This window comes from Alicyclobacillus vulcanalis, from assembly GCF_900156755.1.
Lineage (GTDB): Bacteria > Bacillota > Bacilli > Alicyclobacillales > Alicyclobacillaceae > Alicyclobacillus > Alicyclobacillus vulcanalis.
The window spans coordinates 264,481-286,344 of record NZ_FTOO01000003.1 but is presented as its reverse complement, the minus strand read 5'-3'; the positions used below and the strand labels follow the sequence as shown (position 1 = coordinate 286,344).

24 protein-coding genes are annotated in these 21,864 nt (G+C 62.7%); 23 read left to right on the top strand and 1 reads right to left on the bottom strand.

From position 1 onward, the window contains the following. Nucleotide 1 precedes the first annotated feature (1 nt). The 7 genes from mnmG (at nt 2) to BW934_RS05530 (ending at nt 7,058) form a co-directional block, all read left to right on the top strand. A complete protein-coding gene (gene mnmG, locus BW934_RS05560) occupies nt 2-1,888 on the top strand; it encodes a tRNA uridine-5-carboxymethylaminomethyl(34) synthesis enzyme MnmG (protein WP_076345914.1) in 1,887 nt (628 codons plus the stop codon). Beyond that, nucleotides 1,881-2,603: a 16S rRNA (guanine(527)-N(7))-methyltransferase RsmG gene (gene rsmG, locus BW934_RS05555; protein WP_076345912.1), complete on the top strand. Its 723-nt coding sequence runs from the start codon at nt 1,881-1,883 to the stop codon at nt 2,601-2,603. The genes mnmG and rsmG overlap by 8 nt, the downstream gene beginning before the upstream one ends. Nucleotides 2,604-2,760: 157 nt before the next feature. Next, complete coding sequence (gene noc, locus BW934_RS05550) at nt 2,761-3,645, top strand: nucleoid occlusion protein (protein WP_076345910.1); 885 nt, start codon at nt 2,761-2,763, stop codon at nt 3,643-3,645. A gap of 428 nt (nt 3,646-4,073) precedes the next feature. Continuing rightward, the gene (locus tag BW934_RS05545; protein ID WP_076346011.1) at nt 4,074-4,841 is read left to right on the top strand and encodes a ParA family protein; all 768 of its coding nucleotides are present in this window, start codon (nt 4,074-4,076) and stop codon (nt 4,839-4,841) included. Beyond that, on the top strand, nt 4,834-5,682 hold the full coding sequence (locus tag BW934_RS05540; RefSeq protein ID WP_076345908.1) for a ParB/RepB/Spo0J family partition protein: 849 nt from the start codon (nt 4,834-4,836) through the stop codon (nt 5,680-5,682). The genes BW934_RS05545 and BW934_RS05540 overlap by 8 nt, the downstream gene beginning before the upstream one ends. A 37-nt stretch (nt 5,683-5,719) precedes the next feature. Next, complete coding sequence (locus BW934_RS05535) at nt 5,720-6,424, top strand: DUF554 domain-containing protein (RefSeq protein WP_076345906.1); 705 nt, start codon at nt 5,720-5,722, stop codon at nt 6,422-6,424. A gap of 109 nt (nt 6,425-6,533) precedes the next feature. Beyond that, a complete protein-coding gene (locus BW934_RS05530) occupies nt 6,534-7,058 on the top strand; it encodes a DUF4446 family protein (RefSeq protein WP_076346009.1) in 525 nt (174 codons plus the stop codon). 92 nt (nt 7,059-7,150) lie between these two features. Here the strand turns inward: BW934_RS05530 and yyaC are convergent, their stop codons facing one another. Then, a complete protein-coding gene (gene yyaC, locus BW934_RS05525; RefSeq protein WP_076345904.1) occupies nt 7,151-7,765 on the bottom strand; it encodes a spore protease YyaC in 615 nt (204 codons plus the stop codon). Between the two features lie 99 nt (nt 7,766-7,864). On the opposite strand from yyaC, the gene BW934_RS05520 reads away from it, so the two are divergent. The 16 genes from BW934_RS05520 (at nt 7,865) to BW934_RS05445 (ending at nt 21,840) form a co-directional block, all read left to right on the top strand. Next, nucleotides 7,865-8,443, top strand: a complete 579-nt coding sequence (locus BW934_RS05520) for a hypothetical protein (protein WP_076345902.1) — start codon at nt 7,865-7,867, stop codon at nt 8,441-8,443. Nucleotides 8,444-8,478: 35 nt separating this feature from the next. Beyond that, nucleotides 8,479-9,327 (top strand): mechanosensitive ion channel family protein, encoded by an 849-nt coding sequence (locus BW934_RS05515; protein WP_076345900.1) that lies wholly within the window; start codon nt 8,479-8,481, stop codon nt 9,325-9,327. An 18-nt stretch (nt 9,328-9,345) separates the two neighbouring features. Continuing rightward, the gene (locus tag BW934_RS05510; RefSeq protein ID WP_076345898.1) at nt 9,346-9,570 is read left to right on the top strand and encodes a DUF951 domain-containing protein; all 225 of its coding nucleotides are present in this window, start codon (nt 9,346-9,348) and stop codon (nt 9,568-9,570) included. After that, nucleotides 9,542-11,572, top strand: coding sequence for a molybdopterin-containing oxidoreductase family protein (locus BW934_RS05505; RefSeq protein ID WP_076345896.1), 2,031 nt, complete (start codon nt 9,542-9,544; stop codon nt 11,570-11,572). The genes BW934_RS05510 and BW934_RS05505 overlap by 29 nt, the downstream gene beginning before the upstream one ends. A gap of 363 nt (nt 11,573-11,935) precedes the next feature. Then, nucleotides 11,936-13,036, top strand: a complete 1,101-nt coding sequence (ychF, locus tag BW934_RS05500) for a redox-regulated ATPase YchF (RefSeq protein WP_076345894.1) — start codon at nt 11,936-11,938, stop codon at nt 13,034-13,036. Between the two features lie 187 nt (nt 13,037-13,223). After that, nucleotides 13,224-13,511, top strand: coding sequence for a 30S ribosomal protein S6 (gene rpsF, locus BW934_RS05495; protein WP_076345892.1), 288 nt, complete (start codon nt 13,224-13,226; stop codon nt 13,509-13,511). Between the two features lie 17 nt (nt 13,512-13,528). Continuing rightward, nucleotides 13,529-13,999, top strand: a complete 471-nt coding sequence (locus BW934_RS05490; protein WP_076345890.1) for a single-stranded DNA-binding protein — start codon at nt 13,529-13,531, stop codon at nt 13,997-13,999. Between the two features lie 77 nt (nt 14,000-14,076). Continuing rightward, on the top strand, nt 14,077-14,307 hold the full coding sequence (gene rpsR, locus BW934_RS05485; protein WP_076346007.1) for a 30S ribosomal protein S18: 231 nt from the start codon (nt 14,077-14,079) through the stop codon (nt 14,305-14,307). Between the two features lie 160 nt (nt 14,308-14,467). Next, a complete protein-coding gene (locus tag BW934_RS05480; protein ID WP_234969595.1) occupies nt 14,468-14,800 on the top strand; it encodes a MazG-like family protein in 333 nt (110 codons plus the stop codon). A gap of 123 nt (nt 14,801-14,923) precedes the next feature. Further along, a complete protein-coding gene (rplI, locus tag BW934_RS05475) occupies nt 14,924-15,367 on the top strand; it encodes a 50S ribosomal protein L9 (RefSeq protein ID WP_076345886.1) in 444 nt (147 codons plus the stop codon). 8 nt (nt 15,368-15,375) lie between these two features. Next, entirely contained in the window at nt 15,376-16,755 is a 1,380-nt protein-coding gene (gene dnaB, locus BW934_RS05470) for a replicative DNA helicase (RefSeq protein WP_076345884.1), read from the top strand. Continuing rightward, the gene (locus tag BW934_RS05465) at nt 16,752-17,225 is read left to right on the top strand and encodes a hypothetical protein (RefSeq protein WP_076345882.1); all 474 of its coding nucleotides are present in this window, start codon (nt 16,752-16,754) and stop codon (nt 17,223-17,225) included. The genes dnaB and BW934_RS05465 overlap by 4 nt, the downstream gene beginning before the upstream one ends. Before the next feature lie 13 nt (nt 17,226-17,238). Beyond that, a complete protein-coding gene (locus BW934_RS05460) occupies nt 17,239-17,931 on the top strand; it encodes a response regulator (protein ID WP_076345880.1) in 693 nt (230 codons plus the stop codon). Next, on the top strand, nt 17,931-19,697 hold the full coding sequence (locus BW934_RS05455; RefSeq protein ID WP_234969593.1) for an ATP-binding protein: 1,767 nt from the start codon (nt 17,931-17,933) through the stop codon (nt 19,695-19,697). Before BW934_RS05460 ends, BW934_RS05455 begins: the two co-directional genes overlap by 1 nt. Next, the gene (locus BW934_RS05450; RefSeq protein ID WP_076345876.1) at nt 19,694-21,007 is read left to right on the top strand and encodes a YycH family regulatory protein; all 1,314 of its coding nucleotides are present in this window, start codon (nt 19,694-19,696) and stop codon (nt 21,005-21,007) included. The genes BW934_RS05455 and BW934_RS05450 overlap by 4 nt, the downstream gene beginning before the upstream one ends. Further along, a complete protein-coding gene (locus BW934_RS05445; RefSeq protein ID WP_076345874.1) occupies nt 21,004-21,840 on the top strand; it encodes a two-component system regulatory protein YycI in 837 nt (278 codons plus the stop codon). The genes BW934_RS05450 and BW934_RS05445 overlap by 4 nt, the downstream gene beginning before the upstream one ends. Nucleotides 21,841-21,864: the final 24 nt, after the last annotated feature.

Sequence of the window (21,864 nt, the reverse complement as noted above, 5' to 3'; positions counted from 1 at the left end):
GATGCGGTTTTTCGCCGGCTCATACGACGTGATCGTCATCGGCGGGGGGCACGCGGGGTGTGAAGCGGCGCTGGCGGCGGCTCGCATGGGCTGCCAGACCCTGCTTTTGACCATCAACCTGGATACCATCGCGTACATGCCGTGCAACCCGTCCATCGGCGGGCCCGCGAAGGGCATCGTGGTCCGCGAGGTGGACGCGCTCGGCGGGCAGATGGGCAAGAATACGGACGCGACCTACATCCAAATGCGGATGCTGAACACCGGTAAGGGCCCGGCTGTCCAGGCCCTGCGCGCGCAGGCGGACAAGGCCTACTACGCGCTCAACATGAAGTGGACGCTCGAACGGACGGAGAACCTGCACGTGAAACAGGGGCTCGTTGAAGAGCTCCTGGTGCGCGCCGGCCGAATTTACGGCGTCGTCACGAAGAGCGGTCAGGAGTATCACGCACAGGCCGTCGTCTTGACCACCGGCACCTACCTCCGCGGCCGCATTCACATCGGCGAGGTGTCGTACGAAAGCGGGCCTAACGGGCAAATGCCGGCGCTTCGCCTGTCCGACTGCCTTGTCGATCTCGGCTTTCGCTTGGTCCGCTTCAAGACCGGGACACCGCCGCGCATCAACAAGAATTCCATCGACTTCAGCAAGCTGATTGCGCAGCCCGGCGATCCCGTGCCGCGCCACTTCTCCTTCGATCCCGACACGCCCGTGCGCGAACAGATCCCGTGCTGGCTCACCGGTACGACGGAGGAGACCCATCGCATCATCCTGGAGAATCTGCACCGTTCGCCAATGTACAGCGGCGAGATCAAGGGCACCGGGCCGCGCTACTGCCCGTCCATCGAGGACAAGGTGGTGCGTTTTCGCGATCGCGACACCCACCAAATCTTCCTCGAGCCCGAGGGCCCGCACACGTGTGAATGGTACGTGCAGGGGCTGTCGACAAGCATGCCGGAGGATGTCCAGCTGAAGATGCTTCACTCGATTCCCGGGCTCGAGCGCGCGGAAATGCTCCGCCCCGGCTATGCCATCGAGTATGACGCGGTCGTGCCCACGCAGCTTTGGCCCACGCTGGAGACGAAGCTCGTGGAGGGGTTGTTTACCGCCGGGCAGCTGAACGGGACGTCCGGATACGAGGAGGCGGCGGGCCAGGGCATCATGGCCGGCATCAACGCCGCGCAGAAGGTCAAAGGCGAGGAGCCCGTGGTCCTGTCGCGATCGGACGCGTACATCGGCGTGATGATCGACGATCTCGTCACGAAGGGGACGAATGAGCCGTATCGGCTTCTCACTTCCCGCGCGGAGCACCGGCTTCTTCTGCGCCACGACAACGCGGATCTGCGCCTGACGGAGATCGGCTATCGCGTGGGTCTTGTGACGGACGAGGCGTATAGCCGTGTGATGCGCAAGAAGGAAGGCATCCAGGCGGAGCTGGCTCGGCTGTCGCGCGTGAAGGTCAAGCCACAGGACGTCAACGCGCGCCTGGTCGAACTGGGTTCGCAGCCGATCGACTCGGGGATGAGCCTCGCACAGCTGCTCAAGCGGCCCGAATTGACGTACGAGGAGTTGTCTCACCTCGATCCGACCGGTGGAGTGGACATCGACCCGGAGGTGCGCGAACAGGTCGAGATCGAAATCAAGTACGCCGGTTACATTCGCAAACAGAACGAGCTCATCGAGCGGCAGAAGCGGCTGGAGGGGCGCAAGCTGCCCGAGGACCTCGATTACATGCAGCTGAAGGGACTGGCCATGGAAGCGAGAGAGAAGCTGTCGCGGGTTCGCCCGCGCACCGTCGGGCAGGCGGCGCGGATTCCCGGCGTGACGCCCGCGGACATCTCCATTCTGCTCGTCTATCTGGATGCCCAGGAGAGGCGCGCGGCCCATGCGTGACGTGGTGGAGCAGATGCGCGCTTGGGGCGTGCCTGTGGACGACGCGGCCGAGCGAGCCCTGCATCGCTATGCGGAGCTCCTCGTCGAGTGGAACGAGCGCCTCAACCTCACCGCCATTGTCGAAACGCGCGAGATCTGGATCAAACACTTCCTGGACAGCGCCGCCATCGCGCAAGTGGCGAGCTGGCGGGACATCGCGGAGCGGGGCGGCCGCGTGATCGACATCGGCACCGGCGCCGGCATTCCGGGTATTCCCCTGGCAATTTTGTGGACGAACGCGCAGTTTGTGCTGTGTGACGCTTCGCGGAAGCGCGTGCAATTTGTCGAGCACGTGACGGCCGATCTCGGCCTGAACCACGTGAAAGCCGTTCACGCGCGCATGGAGGACTTGGGTCGGCAGGCGGATGCGCGCAGCTCCTTCGACGCGGCGGTCGCACGTGCGGTGGCGCGATCGAACGTCCTGCTGGAGTACGCGGCGCCTGTGCTCGCGCCCGGCGGGTGGGCGTTTCTGTACAAGGGACCGTCGTATCGCGGAGAAGAGGCGGAGGATGCCGCGAGGGCGGCCAAGGTGCTTGGCGCGCGCCCGGGAAGCGTGACGGCGTATGCGCTTCTGGACGGCCAGGGCGATCGCGTCATTGCGTCCTTTCAACAGGAAACGCCGGCCCCGAAGCGGTATCCGAGGAAGGCGGGCACACCTGCGCGCCAACCGCTGTAATGGGACGGCGGTGTCGAATCGGATCGAATGCGGTCTTCCAGATACGATCTTTGTAAATTCATGAGAAGTTTTGTCGAAGAGAAGGAATACGGGCACGCCTTGGTGAATTCGACATTGTGTGTCGAACCTCGTGTGTTCATGAATTGAGGGGTCTAAGATGAGGGAAACGTGGGGACGATTCATCAGCTTCCGCGACACATCGAATGCGCAGACGCAGGTCGTGGACATTCCAGTCGAACGCATTGTCCCGAATCCATATCAACCCCGAGCCATTTTTCAGCAAGAGTCCATCGAGGAATTGGCGAAGACGATTCATACCCATGGCGTCATTCAGCCCGTCGTCGTTCGCAAAAAGGGCGATGTGTACGAATTGATCGCGGGTGAGCGGAGACTGCGCGCCGTGCGCTACTTGGGTTGGCCCACCATTCCCGCCATCGTGCGGGATTTAAACGATGCACAGACCGCGTCCGCCGCGCTCATTGAGAACCTGCAGCGCGAGGGTTTGACGCCCATCGAGGAGGCCGTGGCCTATCAGCAGCTGATGGAATTGCACGGTCTGACGCAGGAGAGCCTGGCGCAGCGCCTGGGCAAGGGACAGTCCACGATTGCCAACAAGTTGCGCCTGCTTCACTTGCCCCAGGTTGTGCAGGATGCGCTGTTGACCCGACAGATCACCGAGCGCCACGCCCGTGCCCTTTTGGCTTTGCCCTCCGAGGAGCTTCAGGTGGAGCTGCTGAACGAGTGCATTGAAAAGGGCTGGAATGTGAAGCAGATGGAAGACAAGGTGAAGGCGAAGCTCGAGTCTCTGGGTTCCTCTGCGGAGAGGCGAAGAAAACCTCGGAAGCGCGGACTGTCGAAGGACGTGCGCTTGGCGGTCAACACCATTCGCCAGTCGCTTCAGATGATTGAACAGACGGGCCTCGAAGTGGTCTGCGAAGAGGTCGACGAAGAAGCGTATTACCAGTTCACCATTCGCGTGCCGAAGAAGGTGCCTGGAGAGAAGCTTGCGTCCGAAGCCGCGAGGGAAGCGAAGTCGTCGTAAAGGCCTGCGGCTCATCGCTGACCTCGTGTGGTTCAGGGTCGGTGGTGTTCCACGCCTCCGCGGCGTGCGCGAAGGACGGGTGGGGCAGCACCCGTGAGCGGGAGGCGCCATCCTGTGACCCGTGCGGCGCAAGCCGGAATGGCGCGGCTGTAGGCGAAGATGCCATGCATACACGTGCGCGGTTCACCGGAACCACGGGCGGTGGGCCACCGCGCAGGCGGTCATCCCGTCGCGGAGTGACGCGAGGTTGCGAGTGTTCAGGGACGAATGAGGCGGCCGGTGGGCCGCTTTCGCGTTTTTTCCGGAGGTGAAGGAATCCGCACAAGGTTGAAGCGGAAATCCCTGAGGTTTTGCAGTAGAATGAGAGGAGTCGAGAAATGAACTACGGTATCTAGGAAATTTTGTTCGAGTTTGAAGGAGGACTTGTCGTGTCCAGCGCCCGCGTGATCGCCATTGCCAATCAAAAAGGTGGCGTGGGGAAGACGACAACCGCGGTCAATCTCGGGGCTTGCTTGGCGACGTTAGGCAAACGCGTGCTGCTGATCGACATCGATCCGCAGGGCAATACCACGTCCGGGGTCGGCATCAACAAGGCCGACGTGAAGTATTGCGTGTACGACGTGATCATCAACGACGTGAATATTGCGGATGCCATCATGCCATCAGGCCTCGACAATTTGGACGTGCTTCCAGCCACCATTCAGTTGGCGGGTGCCGAGATTGAGTTGGTTCCGACCATCTCGCGTGAAGTGAGACTCCGACGGGCTATTCAGGGGATGCGCAATCGATACGACTACATCGTCATTGATTGTCCGCCGTCCCTCGGACTGTTGACGGTCAATGCTCTGACTGCGGCCGATTCGGTGATGATCCCGATTCAGTGCGAGTATTACGCACTGGAAGGGCTGAGCCAGCTGTTGAATACGGTCAGGCTGGTTCAAAAACACCTGAACACGTCACTCGAAGTAGAGGGAGTGGTGCTGACGATGTTAGATGCGCGCACCAACCTAGGTTTGCAGGTCATCGAGGACGTGAAGAAGTTCTTTCGGGACAAGGTGTACAAGACCATTATTCCGCGCAACGTTCGCTTGAGCGAGGCGCCGAGTCACGGCAGGCCCATCATTCACTATGATCCGAAGTCGCGCGGCGCCGAGTCATATATGGAACTCGCGAAGGAAGTGATCGCGCGTGGCTAAGCGAGGTCTGGGTCGTGGGTTGGACGCGCTGATCCCGCAGCTGAATGTGTCGGAAGAGGATCAGATCGTCCAAATCGATATTCGAGATTTGCGTCCGAATCCGTATCAACCGCGGCGCACATTCAATGAAGAGAAGTTGCAAGAGCTGTGCGATTCGATTCGCGAGCACGGAATTCTTCAGCCGCTCATCGTCCGCCGAAGCCAGGTCAAAGGTTTTGATATCGTCGCCGGAGAAAGGCGGTATCGCGCCGCGAAGATGGCAGGGTTGCAGGTGGTCCCGGCGGTGGTTCGCGACTTGAGCGATGTGTTGCTGATGGAGATTGCGCTGATTGAAAACCTGCAGCGCGAGGATTTGAACCCCATGGAAGTGGCGGATGCGTACGCGAAATTAATTGAGACCTGCCATTTGACACAGGACGAGTTGGCGAAGCGCGTGGGGCAAAGCCGGAGCCACATCACGAACATGCTTCGGCTCTTGCAGCTGCCGGTTCAAATTCAGGACATGGTTTCACGTGGAACACTGACGATGGGGCACGCGCGCGCGCTGCTGTCGGTCGAGGACGCAGAGGAGCAGCTTCGTCTGGCCGAGCAGGCCGTGAAGGAAGCCTGGAGCGTTCGAAAGCTGGAGATGGTGATCTACCAACCGAAGAAGGTTTCACGTGAAACCGAAACGCGCACGCTGCCGACGGAATACCGCCGGTATCAAGAGCAGGTCCAGGCTTACCTTGGCACCTCCGTTCGGATCCAGCCGGGCAAAAAGCGCGGAAAGATCGAGATCGATTATTACTCGGAGGACGACCTCCGGCGCATCATGGACCTCATGTTGGCGCACGCTCCATGAGGAACGTTTGATCAACGTTGTGCCGCGAGGTGACCGCATGTTTCTGCTCGGTACTGTTGTGGACGTGCTCGCCATCCTGTTGGGCACGGCAATTGGCTACATCCTGCCGCGCATTCCAGACCGGATGCGCGAGACCGTCACCGTGGGCGTGGCGCTCTGCGTCATCGCCATCGGTCTCAGCATGACACTCAGTGACATGAACGACATTGTACTCATCATCTTCTCGGTCGTGATGGGCGCCGTCGTAGGCGAGCTTTTGAAAATCGAGGACGCGTTTGAACGCGCCGCACACCGACTGGAGGAGCGATTCCGCCGCCTGTATCGCGGCCCCATCGCCCAGGGCTTTATTTCTGCCACGCTTCTCTTCTGCGTGGGTTCGATGTCGATCGTAGGCGCCGTTCAGGATGGCTTGCAGAATGATCATAAAACCCTGTTTGCCAAGTCCGTGCTCGATGGGTTCTCGGCCGTCGTTCTCACTTCCACGCTGGGTCCAGGAGTGGGCTTGTCCGCTCTTCCCGTTTTGGTGTATCAGGGCGCAATCGCGCTTCTCTCACACTTGTTCGGCAGTTTCCTGGACACACCGCTGGTCATTGAACCCATCACCGCCGTCGGCGGTCTCCTTATTGTCGCCATTGGCACGCAATTGGCGGGGCTTCGCCGGATCGCAGTGCCGAACTTGCTGCCTGCCATCGTCATTGCGCCCATCGCGAAGGTGGTGGTGCATTGGTTGACGCAGATGTAACGATTGTCCAAGCATTGGCACGTGATGCCGGTTCCCGATCTAGCCATACTACCGACCGTCACTTGGTGCGGCATGTGTTGTACAGTTGTTGCAGGAGGGGCGAATGGCCATGGGGCTTTCCATTCTTCAACCCTACGCACTCGATATCGCGTTGGGCAGCGGATTTGTATCGATTCTCTGTCTCATCGTCGCTGTGGCCGCCCTATCCCGCTCCGCGCGACTGAAGCGCAAGTTCGCTCGGCTCAAGGAGATCACCAGCGCGGCCGATCTCGAGATGGTCTTCGAAGACACGAAGGATGCGGTTCGCAAGCTGGAGGCAAAGCTGCGCGAAGCGGAGGAGCGCCTGCGCGAGCTCGACGAAGCGCTGCAGTCCAAGGTCTCCACACCGGCCATTCTTCGCTACAACGCTTTCGCAGAAGTGGGCAGCGATCTCAGCTACTCCGTGGCGCTGGTGGACGGCAAAGGCGATGGCGTCGTGATCACGTCGATCTACGGCCGCGAAGATTCCGTCACCTACGGGAAGCCGGTGCAGCGCGGAGATTCGCCTTACATGCTGACCGAGGAAGAGCGCGCCGTGATTGAAGAAGCTCTCCACGGTGCGCCTCAAACGCGCTCGACCGCTCAAATCTCGTAGGGCGCCTCGCCCAGATGGCGCTCTGGCGCGCACGGTGATCCGGGCGCGAGCATCGGCTCCATCTGCACGAGGAGGCTGGGGATGCGTCTGCGCTACATCCCCAGTCTCCTGGTCGGATGCTGTTCGTACCAGCGCGCGAGGCTCGACGTCAACGCGTCGGCGACGATGTCGGCCATCCGCATCACAATGGCAAGGCGCGTGTTCTGGAGCACGAAATACTCCATGAACCCCGACACGTTCACGACCCCCGTGATGCAGAGATCCCCGAACTCCGGCAGCACTTTCTTGACACCAGCGCCCGGCCGCAGCGGGCCCACGTCGAGCGAAATCTGACCCACGTGATCGAACTTGCCCAGGCATGCGTCAATCGCAATGACAAACGGCTTCACAGGATACCACTCGTCGATCCGCTGCAGCGTCGCCTGCAGATTCACGGCGTGAACGGGATCGTCCAGCGTCCCGAGCACGTGGATGCCCGACAGCTTCACGTTGTGCGCTAAGCGCGATCCGACAATCGGGCCAAACGCATCGCCCGTCGAGCGGTCCGTGCCGACGCACACGATCACCATGGGCAGACGGCCGTACTGCGCGAGTGCGAGATCGAGCTGCCGCTCGAGAGCGACGACCGCATCTGGACTTTCCATGGAGATGCGGCTTCCGAACTGGCACGCGTTCGATATAGAAGCCTCTGTGGACAAGCGATTCACCCGATTTCCCCCTCGCACGGAATATTCCCAGTATACGTTTGCGTATCATCGACTATACCTGTCCTGACAAGGCTGAAAGTAGAAGCGCGGGGGGATGGCATGCTCGATCTCGTCCTGTTGGTGGGGGCCCTCTGGATTGCCGCCTGGATCGGGGCTCAGTCTGCCGACGTCGCGCTGCTGTACACCGTCGGGTTCTTCGCCAGCACGTACGCGGCGATTCAGGTCGCCCCGTGGATGGTCATGCATTTGACCATCACAAGGCCGGTTCTCGCGTGGATGGCCCAGCGCGCCGCGGGCGCGATGGCCGTGCTTGGGCCCAACGCTGCGGGAAGCACCCGCTTGATGGCGCAGCCGCCGCAGTGGATTGCCGTACACGCCCTCGACTGGCTGGTGGCCAGTTGTGCGGGCTTGGCGGTCTGGTTTGTGTTCGTCGCGCTGCACCGCTTCATCCAGACCATGCTCGACGATGAAGACGGCGCGGCGCCCACGCGCTCGGCACGCGCCGCGAGTATCCTGTGCGGCCTCGCCGCTGGCGGCTGGGCCATGGTCCAAGCCGGTCCCGCGTTCGCCATCCTCCTGAATCTGCTCGGTCATCCGCAGTCGTTGGACGAGAACCCGCTTCTCCAACTGCTCCTTCACGCCGCCCAGGCCGTCCCTGCGTTTCGATCTATGGTATGATGGGACATCATGAGACGAGCAGGGGAGGGTGAGCGGTGACGCTCTGGGCGGACATTGGGCGCAAGGCGCTGTCGGATCTACCGAGTCTCGAGGTGGTGATCTGGGATGCCATCCGCATCGCCATCTTCCTGGTCTTGGCACGGATCCTGATACGCATTGGCGTTCGCATCACGCGGCGCACGCTGTCCCTACATACGCGGATGGACGATCGCCGGCGGAAGACACTTGAGTCCCTGTTCACGAACGTCATCCGCTACACGGTATACTTTGTATTGGTGGTTGAGGTTCTTTCGCTCTTTCACGTCAACGTCGCCGCCATCCTGGCGAGCGCCGGCATCGTCGGCGTGGCGGTCGGATTTGGCGCACAGAGCTTGGTGAAGGACGTCATCTCTGGCCTGTTCATTCTCTTTGAGGACCAGTACGGCGTCGGTGACACCGTGCAAATCAACAGCTTCAAGGGCACCGTCATCTCCATTGGGATCCGGTTGACCCGGATCCAGGCGTGGACGGGAGAAGTTCAGGTCATCCCGAACGGCCAAATCACCAGCGTGATCAACTACTCGCGGACGAATTCCACGGCCGTGATCGACGTGACCGTCCCCTACGACGTGGATGTCGATCTCGTCAAATCCGTGATGCGGGACGTCTTGGAGCAGCTTCAGCAGGAGCGACCCGACGTGGTGACGGGACCTGTCACGGTGTTGGGCGTCCAGGACGTCTCCAACGCCAATGTGGTGATCCGCGCCACGGCGATTTGTGCGCCGACCAAGAATGGCGAGATCGAGCGCGTGGCGCATGAGCGGATCAAGCAGGCGTTGGACAAGGCACTGCACGAGGACGAGGGAGAACATGGCGCGGCGAGTGGCGAGCTTGTGGCCGAGTGATGCAGGGGAGGCGATGTCGTGCCAATCTCATTTGGACTTGGCGACGTCGTGCGGATGAAGAAGCCACACGCCTGTGGCGAAAACCGGTGGCAGATCATTCGAATGGGCATGGACATTCGCATCAAGTGCCATCGCTGTGGACACAGCGTCCTCATTCCGCGAGCGAAGTTTGAACGCTTGGTTCGTGCGATAGTGGAGAAGGGAGGCGCAGGCGATGAAGGTCAAAACGGCTTGCCCCATTGACTGCTACGATGCGTGTGCGTTCATTGCTGAAGTCGGCGACGATGAGGAGATTCGGCTATCCGGCAATCCGGATCACCCCATCACGCGCGGCACCATCTGCAACCGAGGGAGGCAGCTTGCGGTCCGCAGGAACAGCCGCGATCGCGTCCTGCATCCCATGAAGAAGCACAACGGCGAATGGGTTCAGATCTCGTGGGAGCAGGCCCTTCGCGAAATCGCCCAGGAGGTCGAGCGCACGCTCGCGGAGGTCGGGCACCATGGGATTTTGCACTACTACGACTGGGGATCGGGCGGGCTGTTGAAGGCACTCAATCAGCGGTTCTTTTACGGCCTCGGCGGTTGTTCGGAGGCCATCGGCAGCCTGTGCTGGGATGCGGGTCTGCGGGCCCAGACTTACGACTTTGGCCAAGCCAACAGCCACTCGCCCGAGGACATGGCGGAACATGCCCAGGCCATTGTGGTCTGGGGACGCAACGTCGCCAATACCAACGTCCACATGATGCCTTTTATCCGCGCGGCTCAGGCCCGCGGCGCCAAGCTGGTGGTGATCAGCGCCCTGCCGCAGGATGCCGCGCGCCGCGCAGACAAAGTCATCTACCCCCGTCCAGGCACGGATGGGCTTCTGGCCCTGGCCGCGCTTCGGATCTGCCGCGACGAGGGCTGGATCGACCTCGAGTTTGTGCGCGATGCCGCCGTCGGTTGGGAGGCGCTCGCGGAGGATTTGGATAGGTACGATCCCGCTGAGGTGGCTCGCTGGACCGACGTGCCCCTGCACGACATTCGGTTCCTGGCGGAGCTCTACGGAAGGACGGCGCCAGTGTGCACCTTGCTCGGCATCGGGCTGCAGCGATACGCGCAGGGCGGTCAGACCGTCCGCGCCATCGACGCCCTGGCCGCGGCGACGGGGCACGTCGGCGTGCCGGGCGGTGGCGTGAACTATGCTCAGCGGCAGTTGAGCATCTTTTACGATGAGGAGGCCATCACCCATCGCCGTCGCGCAGACGTGCGCGAAATGCTGCGCCCGACGCTCGCGGCTGACATCGCGCAAGCGGATCCGCCCGTGCAGGTGATGTTTGTCACGCGCAGCAACCCGATTGCCCAGGTGCCCGACGCGAGCCGCCTGCGCAAGGCCATGGAGGGCATCCGCTGCAAGGTCGTGATCGACACGTTCATGACGGCCACGGCGGCGTGCGCCGACTATGTGCTGCCCTGCACCAACGTCCTCGAGGAGGAGGACGTGGTGTACACCACCATGTGGCATGACTGCGTGAGCTACGCTCGCCCGGTGGTGCCGCCGCGGGGCGAGGCAAAGGTGGACTGGCAAATCTTCCGCGATCTCGCCACGGCCATGGGGAGACCTGAGATCATGGAGGGCGACGTCGATTCGTGGATTCGCGCGGCGCTCAGGCGGTGGCCGGCGGAGCGCATCGAGGAGCTGCGCGATCGCGGCTTCGTCCGGTTGGGCGTGCCTGGCGTGCCGTGGCAGGACAAGAAATTCTTCACGCCGAGCGGAAAGTTTGAGTTTGCATCCTCCCTGGCCGTGCGCGATGGGCACTCGGCCGTCGCGCGGATCGACGTCGAGCGATTTCCGGAGGACGCAGAGCTCCCGTACACGCTGCTCACGGTTCACCCGCGCAAGTGGCAGATGTCGCAGCGCGACACGTTGCCGGAGGCTCGGGAGCCGTACCCTGTCGCCGAACTGGGTGCGGAGGTTGCGGCGGATCGCGGCATTCAAGATGGAGATTTGGTGCGCGTGCGCAACGCGAGAGCGAGCGTCATCGCGCGAGCGCGCGTGCAGGCGGAGGGACATCCGCGCGTGGTCCGGCTTGAAATCGGCTGGCACGGACAGGGCGTCAGTTTGAACGACTTCACGCCGGCGGCACTTGCGGATTTCGGCATTCAGGCGGCGCTGTACGACTGTCTCTGCGATGTCGAGAAAGTCTCATCTCCACATGAAAACGCGAGAGCCACCGGAACGGAAGCTCTCGCGGGCCGAGTGTGAGCACGGGAACGGTGTGTCACGGGAAAGAAGGAAAAGACCTGAGGGACGCGTGGTCATGAAGCCATGGGATACGCGCGGACAGTCACGGCGGAGGCGCGCTTGGGCTCGCAGGCCAGCGCCTTGGGCGTCAATTTGCGAACGCGAAGGCGGCGCAAGAGCCGACGCAGCATCGCTATCACCTCCTCTGATGATGAGTATTCCAACGGGGAGAAGGATTATCCGGACAGATGTCCCGAGCCATCGCGCACCCCTATTTTATGCGCGATGTCGTACAACATGGACAAGAATTCTCCCCGACAGCTTTGTCGAGATCGACGTGCATCTCTATACTTAATCCTGCAAACAACGCGGCGAGGTGTCAACATGTCACTTCAGGCTGGGATCGTCGGCCTGCCGAACGTCGGCAAATCCACGCTGTTCAATGCCATTACGAAGGCTGGCGCGGAGGCGGCGAATTACCCGTTTTGTACCATTGATCCAAACGTCGGCGTCGTAGAGGTGCCGGACCCGCGCCTTCAGGCGCTGGCGGACATCGTCCATCCCAAAAAGATCGTCCCAACGGCCTTTGAGTTCGTGGACATCGCAGGCCTGGTGAAGGGCGCGAGCCAGGGCGAAGGCCTCGGCAATCGTTTTCTCGCGCACATTCGGGAAGTCGATGCCATTGTCCATGTGGTGAGATGCTTTGAGAGTGGAGACATCACGCACGTCGCTGGCTCCGTGGATCCGCTCCGCGACATCGACATCATCAACGTGGAGTTGATCTTGGCAGATCTCGAAACGGTGGCGAAGCGCTTGGACCGAGCTCGCAAGAATATGAAAAGCGGGGACAAGCGATTCAAGATGGAGGTGGAGGCGCTCGAGCGCATTCAAGCTGCGTTGGAGGCGGAGAAGCCGGCGAGATCGGTCGAGCTCAATGAAGAAGAGGCGAGCATCCTGCGCGACCTTCACCTGTTGACCGCCAAGCCGGTGCTTTTCGCCGCCAATGTCGCGGAGGACGACATCCAGGACCCGTCCGCCAACCCGTACGTGAAGCAAGTCGAGGAGCGGGCGAAGGTGGAAGGCGCGGAGGTCGTCGTGGTATGCGCCCAGTTGGAATCTGAGGTGGCGGAACTCGAAGGTGAAGACCGCGACGCCTTCCTGCGGGACCTTGGCCTCGAGGAGCCTGGGCTCCATCGGCTCATTCGCAAGGCGTATGAGCTCCTTGGGCTCATCACCTTCTTTACTGCGGGCGAGCCCGAGGTGCGCGCGTGGACCATCCGCGCAGGGACGAAGGCGCCGCAGGCCGCGGGTGTCATTCACTCCGACTTCGAACGAGGCTTTATTCGCGCGGAAGTCGTCGCGTTTGACGATCTCGTCCGAGCCGGCAGTTTTCAGGCTGCCCGCGAGCAAGGCAAAATCCGCTTAGAGGGGAAGGATTACGTCGTTCAGGACGGAGACGTGTGTTACTTCCGCTTCAACGTGTGACTCTTTAACGAGTGACCTCGCGCCTGAAAGGACGCGAGAGGCTGCCGGGTACACCCGAGGTTGACACCGTGTGGATCTTGTGCGCGCACGCGGAACGTGCTAGCATGGATCCTCGGTGCACACGATTTGTGGCGCGCCGTCCTTGCTCCCATTCGGGGGCCATTAGACCAGAAGGAGGTGTCACGGGATGCGCCAGTACGAGTTGATGTACATCGTGAATCCCTCTCTCGAAGCTGAGCAGACCGCAGAGGTGATTCAGCGATACCAGTCCATTGTCACTGACAAGGGCGGTCAAATCGACGAACTTCAGGAGATTGGGAAGCGCCGCTTGGCGTACGAGATCGACGGCCACCGTGAAGGCTACTACGTGCTCGTGAAGTTCACATCTGACACGGAGACGCCGAAGGAGCTCGAGCGCCTCATGCGCATCGACGACAACGTGATTCGTTATTTGACAGTCCGCGTCGGTGAGTGAGCGCGGAGGGGACGAGCATGCTGAACCGAGTGATCCTGATCGGCCGCCTGACGGCGGACCCGGAGTTGCGATACACCAATAACGGTACGGCCGTGGCGTCGTTCACGCTCGCCGTGGACCGCATGCGGCAGGGGCCCAGCGGTGAACGCCAGACCGACTTTATCAATGTCGTGGTGTGGCAGAAGCAGGCCGAGATCGTCGCGCAGTATCTGCAAAAGGGGAGGCTCGCGGCGGTCGACGGGAGGCTCCAGATTCGGTCGTATGACAATCGCGAAGGGCAACGCGTTCGCGTGGCCGAAGTGGTGGCCGAGACGGTCAGATTTCTGGATCGCGGCCCGGATGCAGGCCAGAACGCGAGCTATAGCGCATCCGGCTCACAGACTCGGCAGCAGCGGCCGACGCCTTCGTCGGCACCCCCGTTTGAGGACGATCCGTTCGCGGATGACAGTCAGTTGATCGATATCTCCGAAGACGATCTTCCGTTTTGACCATCGCGCTGAAGCTCAATTTCGAAGCGCAAAGCCGCAGTCCGGATCTGCGGCCGGCGCACAAGGGAGGGAACACGATGCCACGCAAGGGACGCGGCGGCAAGCGCCGCAAGGTATGTCAGTACTGCGTTGAAAAGATCGACTACGCGGACTACAAGGACGTGGGCCGCTTGAGCAAGTTTTTGACGGAGCGCGGCAAGATTTTGCCACGCCGTATCACCGGCAACTGCGCGCGCCATCAGCGCCAAGTGACGGTTGCCATCAAGCGGGCGCGTCAGATTGCGCTGTTGCCGTACACCACGGAATGAAGATGCGCGAAGGGCCGTTCGGGGTGGCGTGGGCCGCCGCCGGGCGGCCCTTTGTCGTGTCGGCAGGCGCAGTCAGGCGGAGATAGGCGCAGGCCTCTTGCAGGACTTCGCGCTCGGCCTGTGGAAGTGGAATGGAGCCGAATCGCGGGGATCTGGGGGAATGGCCGTGGCTGAGAGCATCGAGGATGTGCTGTTGAAGCGCCTTCGGGCCGTCGAACAAGAACAGATCGATCTGCTGCAGCTGGTCGTCGACGTCATGCGCCACGCGCACGCGGGCAATCACGCGATGTGCGTGGAATCGCTCGCGCAGGTCGTCGGGATGTCGTACCTGATGGCCCACGAACTCGGCATCCCGCCGGAACGCTTGGACCGGGAAGTGGTCCTGGCGCTGGAAGGCATGCCGGTCGATCCCGAGCGAGATCGCCAAAAGGCCGCCGAGGACATCATCCAATACCTCAAGTCGCGGTGGGAAGGTCGCCGCAGAGACGCCTGACGAATGCCCGGCCTGACGGGTGGCGAGGACCCTGAACAGGCGCAGACGATATGGAAATCTCAGCATGGCTTTGCGCCAAGCGCGGCCAGCGGGTAGGATCTAGGTACAAGGAGGTGGCCCATCGTGAAGGTCATCCTGCTCCAGGACGTCAAAGGACAGGGCAAGCAAGGGGAGATCAAGGAGGTCAGCGAAGGATACGCGAGAAACTTTCTGTTTCCGCGCAAGCTCGCTGAAGAGGCCACGCCTCAGGCGGTCAAGGCGCTCGAAGACAAGCGGCGCAAGGAAGAGCGGTTGAAGGCGCAGGAGTTGGAGGACGCCAAGGCACTGGCGCAGCGCCTCGACAACCTCAAAGTCACCATTCGCTCGCAGGTGGGCAAGGATGGCCGCTTGTTCGGCGCCATTACCACCAAGCATATCGCCGATGCCCTGAAAGCCGAGGGCTTCGAGGTCGATAAGCGGAAAATCGCCCTGGCGGATCCCATCAAATCGCTCGGCGGACACAAGGTCACGGTCAAACTCCATCCCGAGGTGCACGTGCAGATCCTCGTCTACGTAGAAGCGGAGTGAGGGAGCCCATGGCGGCAGAGGAGACGCTGTGGCGGGAGCCGGGGACGGAGGCGGCGCTGCATATGCCGCCTCACAGCCTCGAGGCGGAGCAGGCCGTGCTCGGCGCCATGCTCATCTCGCCGGATGCCGTCGTCGAAGCGCTCGAACTTCTCGAACCGGACGACTTCTACCGCTCCGCGCACCAGGCCATCTACCGCGCGATCCGCGAGGTGTACGAGGCCGGGGATCCCGTCGACATCATCACGGTTGCGTCGCGGCTTCGAACCTACGGCGATGTCCTCGAGGCGGTAGGAGGCCCCGAATATCTGGCCGATCTCGCCGCGATGATGCCCACCGCGTTGCACGCCGTGCACTACGCCGAGATCGTGCGGGAAAAGGCGCTGCTCAGGCGAATCATCTCCGTCGGCACGCGGATCGCCGAGGAGGCGTACGAGCCCGACGCTTCGGCGACGGAGGTCCTGGCGGACGCCGAGCGGCTGGTCCTCGAGCTCAGCCAGCACCAGCGGACGCGCGACTTCACGCACATCGCCGACGTGCTGCAGACCACCTTTGAGCGAATTGAGCAGCTGTACGAGAGCGACGGCAACATCACGGGCGTCCCCACCGGTTATGGCGATCTCGACCGCATGACGAGCGGCTTTCAGAAGTCGGACCTCATCATCGTGGCGGCCCGCCCCTCGGTCGGTAAGACGGCCTTTGCGCTCAACATCGCGCAGAACGTCGCCGTTCGCGCAGGGCTGCCCGTCGCGATTTTCTCGCTCGAGATGTCGAAGGACCAGCTCGTGCAGCGCATGCTTTGCGCGGAGGCGTTCATCGACGGCCACAAGCTGCGGAACGGAACGCTGGACGACGAGGACTGGCCCAAGCTGTCGATGGGTGTGACGACGCTCAGCAACTCGCCCATCTACATCGACGACACGCCCGGCATCACGGTGCCGGAGATGCGGAGCAAGCTCCGCCGCCTGAAGCTCGAGCACGGCCTTGGGTTTGTCGTGATCGACTATTTGCAGCTCATTCACGGCAGGCGCACGGCGGGGGAGAACCGCCAGCAAGAGATCTCCGATATCTCCCGCTCTCTGAAGCAGCTGGCGCGCGAGCTTGAGGTGCCCATCCTGGCACTCGCTCAGCTGAGCCGGTCGGTGGAGCAACGCCAGGACAAGCGGCCGATGCTCTCGGACATCCGCGAGTCGGGTTCCATCGAGCAAGATGCCGACGTGGTGGCGTTTTTGTATCGTGACGATTACTACAACCCGGACACGGAGAATCCGAACGTGGTCGAAGTCATCATCGCGAAGCAGCGGAACGGCCCGACGGGCAAGATTGAGCTCGTGTTTCTCAAGAACTTCAACAAATTCGTCAATCTCGAACGGGCACACGCGGAGCCATGAACGAAGGGCAGACGGGACTGCCGCGGTCTGCGGCGGACTTTCCGGTCGAGGAGCGCCGCCTGACGCGCCGGGAGCGGCGAAAGCTGATGGAAAAGGCGCGGAAGCGCCGAAGGAGGCGGCGGAGACGCCGCATGCGGCGGGTCAGAGCGTGGCGGGCGATTCGCAGCCTCCGGTTTTGGACGCGGGCGCTCGCCGCATTTGCCGTTGCGCTCATGTTCCTGTTTTGGGCCCGCTTCGCGTACGTCTACGACATCCCGAGCTATGCGGCCGTGAATTTGCCGCCGCATGTGATCGCCTATATCACGCTGAAAAGTTGGTGGTTTGGCCCGCCGGTCATCGACGTGGCCTCGTACCAGCCCGATCTCGGCGCCATCAGCGTGTCGAATCCGTACGCGGTCCTCTTGCAGAACATGGGCTCGTACCAGACGGTGATCGCGCATCCCCACATTGTGTGGGCGAGATCGTCCTGAAGGAGGGAACCAGATGCCTGCGCACATCCTGGTGGTGGAAGACGAGGAGCCCATCGCGAACATCCTCCGGTTTGCGCTGGAGAGAGAGGGATACCGGGTCTCCTTGGCGTACGACGGCGAGGAAGCCCTGGAGCGCTGGCGGGCCCTCCAACCGGATCTGATTCTGCTCGACGTCATGCTGCCGGAGGTCGACGGCTTCGACGTGCTTCGGGCCGTGCGGCAGGCCTCGGGCGTGCCGGTCATCATTCTCACGGCGAAGGACGACGAGGTCGACAAGGTGCTCGGGCTCGAGCTCGGCGCCGACGACTACGTCACGAAGCCTTTCAGCACGCGCGAGCTGGTGGCGCGCGTCAAGGCGAACCTGCGGCGGGCGTCGGATGTGCTGCGCGAACACAGGGACAGCGAGCGGTACGTCGTGCAGGACCTTGTGATCGATCTCGCAGAGTACACCGTCACAAAGGCCGGGCAACCGGTGCCGCTCACGCACCGCGAGTTTCAGGTGCTGGCCGTCCTCGCAGCGCATCCTGGCCGCGTCTTCACGCGCGATCAGCTGGTGGACCAAGTCTGGGGCAGCGACTACGTCGGCGACACGCGGGCGGTGGACGTGACGATCCGCCGCTTGCGCGAAAAGCTGGAGCCGGATCCGAGTCAACCGCGCTATGTGCTGACGCGCCGCGGCGTCGGGTATTATGTGAGGAATGAATGATGCGGTTCCGAAGCCTGCGCGTCAAGCTGGTCATGGTGTACACGTTGCTCATCTTGTTCGCCGTGGAGCTCATCGGCGCGTATTTCGTTCAGGCGCTGACGTCGTCGTTGGTGCGCAATCAAGCGCAGACGGCGCGGACGCAGGCCCAGCTCATGGCGACGCTCATCGCGCCCGAACTGTCCCCGGGTGCCAAGACGTCGAACAGCGCCGTGGCCACACTTCTCCAGTCGGTGCCCCAGTTTCTCAATGGCACGGTCTACGTCCTCAATCAGAGCGGGTACGTGATGTACACCACGGCCGGCGGCGCGCTCGTGGGCCAAAAGCGCATCGACTCCGTCGCCACGCAGGCGCTGCTTCACCGCACGTTCGCGCAATCCGTGCGCTACGATCCTCTGTCCAAGAGCCACCTGCTCGCGGTCGCGGTGCCGGTGACCCTGCACGGCGCTTACCTCGGCGTGCTCGAGTACGTCTTGTCCATTCAGTCCACCTACGAGACCATCCACCAAGCCACCACCATCTTCTACACCGGCTCCATCGCCGTCTTGGCCATCGTCATGATCCTCGGCGCCATCGTGGCGCGCGCGCTCACGCGGCCTGTCATTGAAGTGACGCGCCAGGCGGAGGTCATGGCGCGAGGGGACTTCTCGCAGCGCCTGGAGGCGATGAGCAACGACGAAATTGGCGATCTCGTCGCCTCCATCAACCACCTGGCCGACGAACTGGAGGAGGCCATCGCGGCCAACCGCCTGGAGCAGGAGCGCCTGCGCGCCATCATCACCTCGATGGGTGAGGGCGTGATCGTCCTCGACTCGCTGGGACAGGTGCTGATGATGAACCGAGCGGCGCGGCAGATGCTGACGCAAGCCGCGGGCGGGGAGGACGAGGCGCTGCGCCAACTCGAGCTGGATGCGTTGATGCAGGGCGACGTGGCGACCGGCGTGCGCGACGTGCGCGTCATTGGCAACACCATCTTCCACGTCATCCTGACCAGCGTGCAGCGCCGCGGTCAGGTCGACGGGTACGTCGCGGTGGTTCGGGACGTGACGGAGCAGGAGAAGCTGGAACAGGCGCGCCGCGACTTTGTCAGCAACGTGTCCCATGAGCTGCGGACGCCGCTGACGACGGTGAAGTCGTACCTCGAGGTGATGCGCGATCTCGGCGAGGACGAGGCGGAGACGAAGCGGGAGTTTCTCGAGGTCATTGCGCGCGAGACGGATCGCATGGTGCGCCTCACGCGGGACCTGTTGCTTTTGTCGGGCCTCGACCGAGGCGGGCGGCGAAGCGAAGAGATGAGGCCCATCCCCGTTGCAGGCCTGCTCGAAGGGGTGGTCGAGCGGTTTCAGCTGCAAGCGGCGAAACAGGAACTGTCGCTTCGCGTCCACCTGCCTCAGGAGCGCGGGGTGTGCGTCTATGGGGACGAGGATATGGTGAACCGCGTGCTGGACAACCTGGTGTCAAACGCGCTGAAGTACACCCCGCCCGGCGGCCGGATCGACGTGCGCGCGGAAGTTCACGCGCACCAGGTGACGCTGGTCGTCGCGGACACGGGCATCGGCATTCCTGCGGAGGATTTGCCGCACGTGTTCGAGCGGTTTTACCGGGTGGAGAAGGGGCGCAGCCGGCGCGGCGGCGGGACGGGCCTGGGGCTCGCGTTGGCGCGGGAGATGGTGGAGCGGATGGGCGGCGAAATCCGCATGGAGAGCGAGCTGCAGCGGGGCACGACGGTATACGTGACCCTGCGCCGCGCAGAGGAGGATGCCGCATGAAGGCCTGGGCGCGCACGTTGAAAATGGTGGTGCTCGCGCTGCTTGTCGCGGCCAGCATCGTGCTCAGCTATGCGCTTTGGTCGGGGAACTTGCAGGGAGGGGCCGAGATCGGGTTGACCGAGACGGAGACCATCCCGTATTCCACATCGCCTTCACTCGCCTCCACGGTCAGGCCGTACGAGATCGACATCCGCGCGGGGGACGCGTACACCGTGGTTCGGCCGGGAAGCGCCGCGTATGCCGCGTGGACGGCCATTTTGATGGGGCTGCGGGCGGAGCGTCCCCAGCCCATCGCCGCCGTTCCGTCGGGCGCCAGCATGAGCGTCGTGTTTCAGTTCGGCGTGCCGCTGGACCCCGGGATTGGACGGCCGTGGCTCGGCGATCTCGCCACCTCCGTCGGCGCGATCAACTGCCGGGCCATCGTGCTCACGCCCGGACCCGGGTCCGACTGCAGCGTGGTCTATGAGGGCATGGATTCGGCCGGGAAACCCCAGCTCATCGAGGCCACGGCGCCCGCGCCCGCATCGGCCCTCGTTCGCGAGGCGTCGCGCGACGTCGCCGAGGCGCCGTATGCCGCGTGGAGCGACTTCGAGGGCGAGAGCTTCGTGCCAGAGGGCGGACGCATGACGAGCTACGTGTACGCCATCGCGGAGCCCTCCGTGATGCCGCTCGTTCAGTCCTTTTTCGTCAATCCGCAGGCGCTCACGCGCATTCAAGAGAGCAAGACCGTCACCATCTGGACCGACGGCAGCCGGGCCGTCCAGGTCGATCGCGGCGCTCTGTCGATGCAGTACGAGGATCCCAACGCCAGCACCAGCCCGGCGCACACCGAGGACTACATCGCCGCCATCGACTTTCTCCACGCGCACGGCGGCGGGCCGGCCAATCTCATTGGCTTTGACCTCATCGGCATGTTGACCGTGAATTTGAACGGGCCCACGTATGCGTTTTCGCAGTACGTCGACGGCTATCCCATCCTGGCCAATCGCGCCGACTACAACTTCGAAATCGACAGCGGACACGTCATGGAGTTCGACAGGCCGCTGTGGGAGCTCACCAAACCCATCCGCGCTTCAGAGGTCCCCATCATGGGCGAAGAGGCCCTGGTCAAGGCGCTGGCCAAGGTCACCGGCACGAAGCGCGTGACCCTTTCGACGTTTCACGTGGAACTCGGTTACTGGCCGTCCACGCAGGGCCTGAAGGCGGGGCAGATTCGCCTGTTGCCGGTCGACTATGTGACGAACGCCAACGGCGGCGTGTGGGTCTTGAACGCGGCGACAGGCGAGCTGGTCGCGGGGGGATTATCGTGAACTGGGAAGTGGCGAAATCGTGGCTCATCGCGCTGTTTGCGCTTCTGGATGGCATTCTCGGCTGGCTTCTGTACGAGTCGCGCCAGCTGGCGAGCGGCTACGCCGAGTCGCCGGCCGACGCCCTCGCGAACACGAAAACGCTCTTGGCCAACCAGGGATTCAGCCTCGCGACGTCCGTCCCGTCCGGGCAGCCCAGCCTGGTCACGTTCCAAGCGGACTTCGCCAATCCGCGCTGGTCCGCACTGGAACAAGCTGCGTTTCCAGGCGCCAAGGGTAAGGTGCAAATCGCCGGCGGGACGCTGACCACGAGCCAAGGTCAGATCACCGTCACGGGCCAGGGAACCTGGGCCGTGCAATACCAGCCGCCCCTTCAGCTGTCCCAGAACCGCGGTCCGCTCGCGTACGTGTTCCGCGGCTCGGACTACGAGCCCGATCCGACGACGTCCGATCCCGTTCATGCCGTGTACCTCGAACTCGTGGACGGGTATCCCGTGTTTGACGCGGACGTGATCGCCGTGCAGCAAAAGGGCGAGCTTTTAGGCTATACTCAGACGTATATCGATCACGTGGAGGCGAACAGCCCGCCCAAACCGGTGATCAGCGCGCTCGACGCCTTGGACAGCTTTGCCGAGGCGGTGGACAAGGCCGGATCGGGCCAGGTGAATAGCGTGGTGAAGGTGGACCTCGGCTATGCGCGCAAAATCCAAGTGACGTCGGGCAGCCAGGCCATTTTGCACAGCTACTGGTTCCCGGTATGGCGCATCGTCACCACGTCCGGCATCTATTTCGTCAATGCGTTCACGGGCGAGGTCGAGATGCAAAACGCGTATTGAGGTCTTGAACCCGCCCGGCGTGCG

Bases quoted from the DNA above. Each gene is read 5' to 3' on its own strand.
- BW934_RS05460 (WP_076345880.1), top strand. From the start codon at position 17,239: ATGCCTGCGCACATCCTGGTGGTGGAAGACGAGGAGCCCATCGCGAAC.
- BW934_RS05505 (WP_076345896.1), top strand. From the start codon at position 9,542: ATGAAGGTCAAAACGGCTTGCCCCATTGACTGCTACGATGCGTGTGCG.
- BW934_RS05535 (WP_076345906.1), top strand. From the start codon at position 5,720: ATGTTTCTGCTCGGTACTGTTGTGGACGTGCTCGCCATCCTGTTGGGC.
- BW934_RS05480 (WP_234969595.1), top strand. From the start codon at position 14,468: ATGGCCGTGGCTGAGAGCATCGAGGATGTGCTGTTGAAGCGCCTTCGG.
- rpsR (WP_076346007.1), top strand. From the start codon at position 14,077: ATGCCACGCAAGGGACGCGGCGGCAAGCGCCGCAAGGTATGTCAGTAC.
- BW934_RS05455 (WP_234969593.1), top strand. From the start codon at position 17,931: ATGCGGTTCCGAAGCCTGCGCGTCAAGCTGGTCATGGTGTACACGTTG.
- BW934_RS05530 (WP_076346009.1), top strand. From the start codon at position 6,534: ATGGGGCTTTCCATTCTTCAACCCTACGCACTCGATATCGCGTTGGGC.
- noc (WP_076345910.1), top strand. From the start codon at position 2,761: ATGAGGGAAACGTGGGGACGATTCATCAGCTTCCGCGACACATCGAAT.
- mnmG (WP_076345914.1), top strand. From the start codon at position 2: ATGCGGTTTTTCGCCGGCTCATACGACGTGATCGTCATCGGCGGGGGG.
- BW934_RS05465 (WP_076345882.1), top strand. From the start codon at position 16,752: ATGAACGAAGGGCAGACGGGACTGCCGCGGTCTGCGGCGGACTTTCCG.
- dnaB (WP_076345884.1), top strand. From the start codon at position 15,376: ATGGCGGCAGAGGAGACGCTGTGGCGGGAGCCGGGGACGGAGGCGGCG.
- BW934_RS05450 (WP_076345876.1), top strand. From the start codon at position 19,694: ATGAAGGCCTGGGCGCGCACGTTGAAAATGGTGGTGCTCGCGCTGCTT.
- rsmG (WP_076345912.1), top strand. From the start codon at position 1,881: ATGCGTGACGTGGTGGAGCAGATGCGCGCTTGGGGCGTGCCTGTGGAC.
- rpsF (WP_076345892.1), top strand. From the start codon at position 13,224: ATGCGCCAGTACGAGTTGATGTACATCGTGAATCCCTCTCTCGAAGCT.
- ychF (WP_076345894.1), top strand. From the start codon at position 11,936: ATGTCACTTCAGGCTGGGATCGTCGGCCTGCCGAACGTCGGCAAATCC.
- BW934_RS05490 (WP_076345890.1), top strand. From the start codon at position 13,529: ATGCTGAACCGAGTGATCCTGATCGGCCGCCTGACGGCGGACCCGGAG.
- BW934_RS05520 (WP_076345902.1), top strand. From the start codon at position 7,865: ATGCTCGATCTCGTCCTGTTGGTGGGGGCCCTCTGGATTGCCGCCTGG.